This is a genomic window from Paracoccus sp. DMF (genome assembly GCF_004407025.1).
GTDB lineage: Bacteria > Pseudomonadota > Alphaproteobacteria > Rhodobacterales > Rhodobacteraceae > Paracoccus > Paracoccus aminovorans_B.
This window is the reverse complement of sequence record NZ_SOKV02000082.1, coordinates 1-5,956: the sequence shown is the minus strand read 5'-3', so window position 1 is coordinate 5,956 and position 5,956 is coordinate 1. Positions and strand designations below refer to the sequence as shown.

9 protein-coding genes are annotated in these 5,956 nt (G+C 62.6%); 1 reads left to right on the top strand and 8 read right to left on the bottom strand.

Annotation, left to right across the window (positions count from 1 at the left end):
* Positions 1-123: 123 nt before the first annotated feature.
* The 6 genes from E3D03_RS19820 to E3D03_RS19795 form a co-directional block, all read right to left on the bottom strand.
* Complete coding sequence (locus tag E3D03_RS19820; RefSeq protein ID WP_263568385.1) at positions 124-1,215, bottom strand: ATP-binding protein; 1,092 nt, start codon at positions 1,213-1,215, stop codon at positions 124-126.
* Positions 1,206-2,177 carry a PD-(D/E)XK nuclease-like domain-containing protein gene (locus tag E3D03_RS19815; RefSeq protein ID WP_263568384.1) on the bottom strand — a complete coding sequence of 324 codons (972 nt, stop codon included), beginning with the start codon at positions 2,175-2,177 and terminating at the stop codon, positions 1,206-1,208. Before E3D03_RS19815 ends, E3D03_RS19820 begins: the two co-directional genes overlap by 10 nt.
* 94 nt (positions 2,178-2,271) lie before the next feature.
* Entirely contained in the window at positions 2,272-2,574 is a 303-nt protein-coding gene (locus tag E3D03_RS19810; RefSeq protein WP_263568383.1) for a hypothetical protein, read from the bottom strand.
* Complete coding sequence (locus tag E3D03_RS19805; protein WP_263568382.1) at positions 2,574-2,879, bottom strand: hypothetical protein; 306 nt, start codon at positions 2,877-2,879, stop codon at positions 2,574-2,576. The genes E3D03_RS19810 and E3D03_RS19805 overlap by 1 nt, the downstream gene beginning before the upstream one ends.
* A complete protein-coding gene (locus tag E3D03_RS19800; RefSeq protein WP_263568381.1) occupies positions 2,879-3,079 on the bottom strand; it encodes a hypothetical protein in 201 nt (66 codons plus the stop codon). Before E3D03_RS19800 ends, E3D03_RS19805 begins: the two co-directional genes overlap by 1 nt.
* Positions 3,079-3,342, bottom strand: coding sequence for a hypothetical protein (locus E3D03_RS19795; RefSeq protein WP_263568380.1), 264 nt, complete (start codon positions 3,340-3,342; stop codon positions 3,079-3,081). The genes E3D03_RS19800 and E3D03_RS19795 overlap by 1 nt, the downstream gene beginning before the upstream one ends.
* A gap of 263 nt (positions 3,343-3,605) precedes the next feature.
* On the opposite strand from E3D03_RS19795, the gene E3D03_RS19790 reads away from it, so the two are divergent.
* Positions 3,606-3,962 (top strand): DUF2513 domain-containing protein, encoded by a 357-nt coding sequence (locus E3D03_RS19790; RefSeq protein ID WP_263568379.1) that lies wholly within the window; start codon positions 3,606-3,608, stop codon positions 3,960-3,962.
* A gap of 233 nt (positions 3,963-4,195) precedes the next feature.
* On the opposite strand, the gene E3D03_RS19785 is transcribed toward E3D03_RS19790, so the two are convergent.
* Complete coding sequence (locus E3D03_RS19785; RefSeq protein WP_263568378.1) at positions 4,196-4,690, bottom strand: hypothetical protein; 495 nt, start codon at positions 4,688-4,690, stop codon at positions 4,196-4,198.
* 77 nt (positions 4,691-4,767) lie between these two features.
* Positions 4,768-5,781, bottom strand: a complete 1,014-nt coding sequence (locus tag E3D03_RS19780) for a hypothetical protein (protein ID WP_263568377.1) — start codon at positions 5,779-5,781, stop codon at positions 4,768-4,770.
* Positions 5,782-5,956: the final 175 nt, after the last annotated feature.

Below are 5,956 nucleotides of genomic sequence, written 5' to 3'. Positions count from 1 at the left end.
GCCGCGATGCCATAGGCGTTGTCGTCCTGCATGTCGGGTTCCTTTTCCTGAAAAGCCCCGGCTGACTGGCGAACCGGCCAGCCGGGGAGTGGCCGCGCCCGGACAGGTGGGCGCGGGGTGCGGTTAGGCGGGATCGGATTGCTGGGACCGGAACGCGGCCTCAGCGGCCTCCATCTCGGCGCGCTGCGCGGGGGTTAGGCCGTCGTCTTGTGCGGCGCTGGCGAAGGGGTCGTCGTCCACCCCGGCGGTGTCGCGGTCAGCGTCTTCTGCGAGCGCCTGCAGGTCGGCCAGAATGGTGCGAACAATGGGGCGGGCGTCCTTGCCCTCGGCCGATTGCCACCACGCCGTGAATTTCGCCGATCCCTCGCGGGCCTTGGAGCGAGCCAAATCCAGAAGCTCTTTCTGCTTCTGGGCCTCGCCTTGACCCTTGGCCCAATCCGCCATGGCGCGGCCGGTATCGACCCCCATCGGGCGGCGCGGGTCCAGAAGCGCCTTGAACTGATCGGCGACCTTGATCTGGTGCACCGGGCAGCCGGGCGCGGACGGATCGAGAATGACCATAGTCGTCATCTCGAACAGAAGATCACCGTCGCTGGCTGGATCCCACGGCACATCCTTGCGGCGCGTCTTGGTGTTCCGGGCGTTCTGGCGCGTCTTGAGGTCTTGCATCACCGGCTTGGCGCGGGTGCAGATGATGATGTTCGTCTTGGCGCGCACGATGCGATCGATAAGGCGCCGATACCGTGGCTTCACCTCGGCCCAAGCCAGCTGGCTGCGCGCATCCTTCTTGCTGTCATCGCCGCGCGTCAGGCGCTCCAGCGTCGTAGCGTGCAGGTCCAGCACCCCGCCGACGCCCTCCCAGGCATGCGAAAAGCTGTCGAGGATCAGAACCGGCAGTTCTGCGGCCTCGGCCGCGTCGATCACCGCAATCCAGCGCTCCGGCCCGAATCCGACCAGATCGCCGCGATCATCCAGCGCCGTGAAATCGTAGTGGCACATCTCGGGAAACGCCGCCTTGTAGTGCAGCGCGCGCCGGTTTTCAGTGTCGACATAGCCGATGGGCGCGCCCTTGCGCCCGGTGACGGTCTCCGCAATACCGCGTGCCATCAGCAGGGCGGTATAGGTCTTGCCTGTGCCAGATCCGCCGGACAGGCCGATGGAAAGGGTCAGCGGGTCGTTGAGTTCGGCGACCGGGATAAAGCGGATCATGCCCATGGATTGGTTCCTTGATGTTCGGGGGCCTGCCAGAGGTAGGCGGATTCGAGGACATCGCGGCCGGTGGATTGCTTCACCTCGGCCTCGAAGGTTTCTCGTTCCAGCCAGCGCGCCTGGTAGAACTCGGGCAGCTCCAGCTGGACGATTTCGGCGGGGTAGCCCGGCCATTGGCCGGTCGTCAGGCAGTGCCGCCACATCTCGCGGGCGCGGCGCGTGCGCTTGCTGGCCATGACCATGCTGTCGCCGCCCAGGCGGACAACGCAGCATTCGTGGGGCGCCTCTTTCTCGACAAAGACGAACTGGAATGCGCGCTCCTCTCCGGTCGCCGCCTTCCAGACCTCGGTGTAATGTGCAGCCTGGATGTCGTAGCCGTAGGCCATGATCGCGCGCATCACCGCCTGCGGGCTCGCATCGGTCGTGGTTTTCAGATCCCAGAGCGGCTGCCGCGGGTCCTCGGGCGCGTGGTCGATCATCGCGCGGCACATCACGCCGTCGATCTCGGCGATCACGGTCAGCTCCGACCGAGCCGGCGGGAAGGCCATGTCCATGAACGCGAGCCGGCCCATGATCTCGGCCGCCATGTCGTTCGCGGCGTCCGCTTCCTCCGCCTTGACCGGCGTCATGCCGCGGGCGCGCATTTCCTCGGCCCATTCCTTGGCGGCGGTAGTACTGGCCGCGCCGTTCTTCGCCAGGACGTGGTCGGGGTAGGCGACGAAATCGCCGCCCTTGCCCAGCACTGCCCGGTGCGCGGCCCGGCCGATGTCGAAGGCTTTGCTGTCCTTGCTCTCATAGTCAGGGTTCAGGCGCGGGTGCTGGGTCCAAGCGTGACGCGGGCTGCGGTTCAGCATCAGGCGCGCCAGCGTCGAGGACAGCGACGGCACGGGGCAGGGGTCGGCGTGGTATTCCTCGGCGCTGATATCGTGCAGACCGGGGCCCAATTCGCCAGTGAACATGTCCTTCATCTTCAACCTCATCAGAAACTGTCGCCCCTGCGGCTAGGGAGGAGGCGCCGCAGGGGCAGGGCGGCCGGCAGGGAGGAGGCGCCGGCCTTTCGGGTTATTCGTCGTCCAGCCGGTCGGCGCGCTGGCGCTCCAGCCGGGTCACGGTCATGGGGTTCAGCAGCTTCATGGCGATGTCGCGGGGCAGGTTGAGCGACCAGGTGTCGACGCCCAGCCCGCCAGTGACGCGGATCGCGACCAGCGCGCAGTGGCAGCCGTAGCCGCTCACCTCGTCGTCAAAGAACGCCTCGCAGGTTTCGCCGCGCTCGTTCTCCGCGTCGGTTTCCTCGATCCAGAGGTCGGTGATGTCCTCGGTCCCGTCGTGTGGCGGGATCTGGTAGGGGGCGAACTGGAAGGCCATCAGCGGTCCTCCTGGCTGTCGCGGATTTTCAGGTTGTCGACCTCGAGGTCGCAGCCATCGATGTCCCAGTCGACCTTCCCGCTTTCGATGCGCTCGTCGGCCTTCTTCTCGGCTTCGGCACGGGATCTTGCTTTGACCGTAATCGTGGCGGTGACTCTCGAGCTGGCCTCGATCTCGACCGTAAAGGCCCGCTCCGGCCCGCTGCCGGCAAATTCGTCCCAATGACCGGCTCTCTGCAGCGCAGCCTTGGCCGCACCGAATCCGGGCATATTGGCGAGGTCGTTCAGGTTGACGGGCTGCGCCATCACCAGCCCTCCGCGCAGGTCTTGCAGAGGTGGAATCGGCTGCCGTCCTGATCAGCCAGCGCGTCGTTCTCCGGCTCGTCGTCCGGTCCTTCGCGGAAAGGGCGCAAGCACTCCTCGCAATAGCTGTGGTTATAGGCGGCGGGCGCGTCGTAGTGCGCATCGGCCGCGATCATATTGCCGTCGGTTTTCCCCCAAGCCATCACCAGCCCTCCGCGGCGCGGGCCGAACAATCGCTGGGGTTCAACCCGGCGCAGGCCGAAGGCCCTTCATCGGAAGCGGTCACGACAAACTCGAGGCCGAACTTGACCAGCAGCGCAAAGCCAAGGGCGGTCACCACCATCAGGGCAAGCGCAAGGCAGCGCCAGCCAGGCGTCGATTCCAGATCGCAGATCCGGCCTCCGGTGTTGCGGCAGTCCGCCATCTCCTCAGGAGTCAGGCGTGACGTCGGGCTTGAGAATTGCATTCGGGTTGCTCCTCATCGAGGGCCAGCGGCTCGGCTTCGTCGCGCTGGCTGATGATATGAATGTAGCGATAATCGCTACAGCGTGCAAGATGCAATGTAGCGAAATTCGCGACAGTGTTTGCCGCCCTGATTCGCCCCGTGCTACAGTGCCCCTGCCAGGCTCGGCCTACGCGGAAGAAGGGATGTGATTCGTGGACAGAATCCGACTCGCAGAATCGGCGGATCCCCGCCAACCTCCTCGCATCTATGCGGGGGATGAGCTCATGCGCCGGGACGACGAACTGCTACGAAAGCTGATGCTTGATTTCGAGGCGCAGGATGATCCGCTCTTGGTTCATGTCCAGACGCTCGGTGCGGACGATGAGGACCAGAAGGTCTATTACCACTTGCGGCTGCTTGCGGACGCCGGGTTCCTGCAGGAGACCGGAAGGACGGGCGGCGTCTTTCGGATGACCAATGCGGGGCACGATTTCTGTGCCGCTGTCCGGGATGACACCGTTTGGAGGAAAACCAAAGAGGCATCAGCAAAGGTCGCCGGCGTCAGTCTTGGCATTATGAAGGACATCGGCGTCGGCTACCTGCGCGCAAGGCTGGTGGAACTAGGCATCCCTCTTGGGTGATGCCTAGCCGGCGTGCCGCCAACCGCACAGCAAAAAGCCCGCGCGAGGCGGGCGGGCTAGGGGATGCAATGTCTGACGATCAACCGTTCCTCGCAGCAGCTCGCGCCCAACCATGCTGCGGGACTTCGACCGGCTACGGCGCGCGATCCGTGAGCATGACAGCGTCGAGGCCGAGGCCGCCTGGGACCGCTGCGAACGGTGGGTGGATCAGCTGCGGCCGGTCACCGGCAGACCTACTTGCCTAGCTGTTCAAGGTTCACGGTTTTGCCGAAACCCTCTTTCTTTGGGAACAGCTGCTTGATTTCAGCCTCGCCCGGCGCGTTGGCACGGATTTCTTTCCGGGCTTCATAAGTGGCAATATCGCGCTTGATCGTTAGGACTTTGAGGAAGGTCTTGGGGATACGGTATGCCTGCCAAACCGCCAACACCGAGCCACCGAATATCAAGACTTGGACCAAGCGCCGCGCGGCGTCAGGAACATGGAAGGTTCGCTCACGCAGAACAAACTCCACGTTCCAGATTGGCGTCATAGCAAATGCAACCAGCGCTGCGAACACAAGTCCCACACATATCAGGGTCCGAAACAGCGCAGCGCTGCTTTCACGTAGATCCCTATAAAGCTCCTCGATCTTCTGGACCGAGCGCCCTGTGCCACTCATGCTGCCAATCGCCAGAGAGACGGTAGGAAGGACGCTTGCCGACACCAAGCCCATGAAGGTGACAAGCATACGGACAGGCTCACCGGCGAAGAGCGCCGGGGAAATCGCTGCCCCGCATGCTGCACCAACAGCAAGCGCCAGCCATCTTAAGCCTCGAAGCGGCAATCAATTTTCCCTGTAGCAGCCCACTCTTTCAGAGCCTCAACGATCTTCATCATAGCATCTTCAGGGTCCAAGAGGGAGCCTTCTGCCTTCACATCTTTAATGACAGCGAGCTTGACCATCCCGCCCTTCTCTCTGCCATCGCCTTGCAACCCCAGGTCAGCAGGATCGAAGTTGCGCAGGGCTTCGTTTACTGCAACTCTGGGTATGCGAACCTTGCTCCGACTGTTCTTGATGAAAACTTTGAACAGGCCTTCGATGCGCCCCCCCTGCGGGATTTCCTGTTCAAGACGGTCCAGCGCCTCCTTCGGCCAGCCCATCAACTCCAGAACGTCAAAGACAGTGTGCCCCTCGTCCCTGGCTTGACCGGCTTGCCTTTCATCTTCGATAATTCTTCCAGCATCGTCAGCGCTCGAAAACTTGGGACGAGCCGAGATCGTCAGGTCCGTCAGTTCCTTCAACCCCTTCTCTCCGGCCGCGCTAAACTGGCCATTCAGAATGACTTGTTGGCCCGGCGCAAGTTCCTCGGCTTTCTGGAATAATGCTGTCAAATACCGTTCAAGGATTTGCCCCTTCACCGCATGCCCCTCAATGAGGCCCACATGGTTCTTGTTCACCGCGAAGTAGAGCACTCCTTTCAACACTCGCGCAGCTGGGCCTACATCGATATTCTGCAGTAAAAACTCGTCAGTGTCCTCGTCCAGCGATTGAATAACCGCCTGTATATCTGCGCCAGCTTGAAGGTGGATTAGCTGTCCGCAGAACACGGCCCCGTCCCAGCTATCCGGCGGTGACACCTTATTAAGGATGACGAAACTGCCGTCCTGGTCGAGATCGATAATCCGAAGTCGGGCATTCTCTCCAACGGTGTGATGCTCCCCTCTCCGGCGAAGAACATCAACCAGCATGTCCTTCAATTCCATGCCCTTGAGCGGCCCCTCGGTTTTCAGCTCCCGATATTGGACTGTCGCTTTTTTCGAAACCGGCTTCTTGCTCAAAAGTCTCCCCCCGTGCGGCTTGATGATGCTGCATCACCGGCACCGTGGCACCACCTCAGGGCGATTCGCTACCACCATCACGTCGTTTTGCTGTGCAATGGCCAGCAAGACGCTAAGTAGCGCACCCGGTGCGCTAGTCCTCCCAGTCCCGCAGCATATCCGCCCAGTCGCACAG

Excerpts from the sequence above, each read along its gene's own strand:
- E3D03_RS19810 (WP_263568383.1), bottom strand. The coding sequence starts at position 2,574 with ATGGCCTTCCAGTTCGCCCCCTACCAGATCCCGCCACACGACGGGACC.
- E3D03_RS19785 (WP_263568378.1), bottom strand. The coding sequence starts at position 4,690 with ATGCTTGTCACCTTCATGGGCTTGGTGTCGGCAAGCGTCCTTCCTACC.
- E3D03_RS19795 (WP_263568380.1), bottom strand. The coding sequence starts at position 3,342 with ATGCAATTCTCAAGCCCGACGTCACGCCTGACTCCTGAGGAGATGGCG.
- E3D03_RS19805 (WP_263568382.1), bottom strand. The coding sequence starts at position 2,879 with ATGGCGCAGCCCGTCAACCTGAACGACCTCGCCAATATGCCCGGATTC.
- E3D03_RS19800 (WP_263568381.1), bottom strand. The coding sequence starts at position 3,079 with ATGGCTTGGGGGAAAACCGACGGCAATATGATCGCGGCCGATGCGCAC.
- E3D03_RS19790 (WP_263568379.1), top strand. The coding sequence starts at position 3,606 with ATGCGCCGGGACGACGAACTGCTACGAAAGCTGATGCTTGATTTCGAG.
- E3D03_RS19820 (WP_263568385.1), bottom strand. The coding sequence starts at position 1,215 with ATGGGCATGATCCGCTTTATCCCGGTCGCCGAACTCAACGACCCGCTG.
- E3D03_RS19815 (WP_263568384.1), bottom strand. The coding sequence starts at position 2,177 with ATGAAGGACATGTTCACTGGCGAATTGGGCCCCGGTCTGCACGATATC.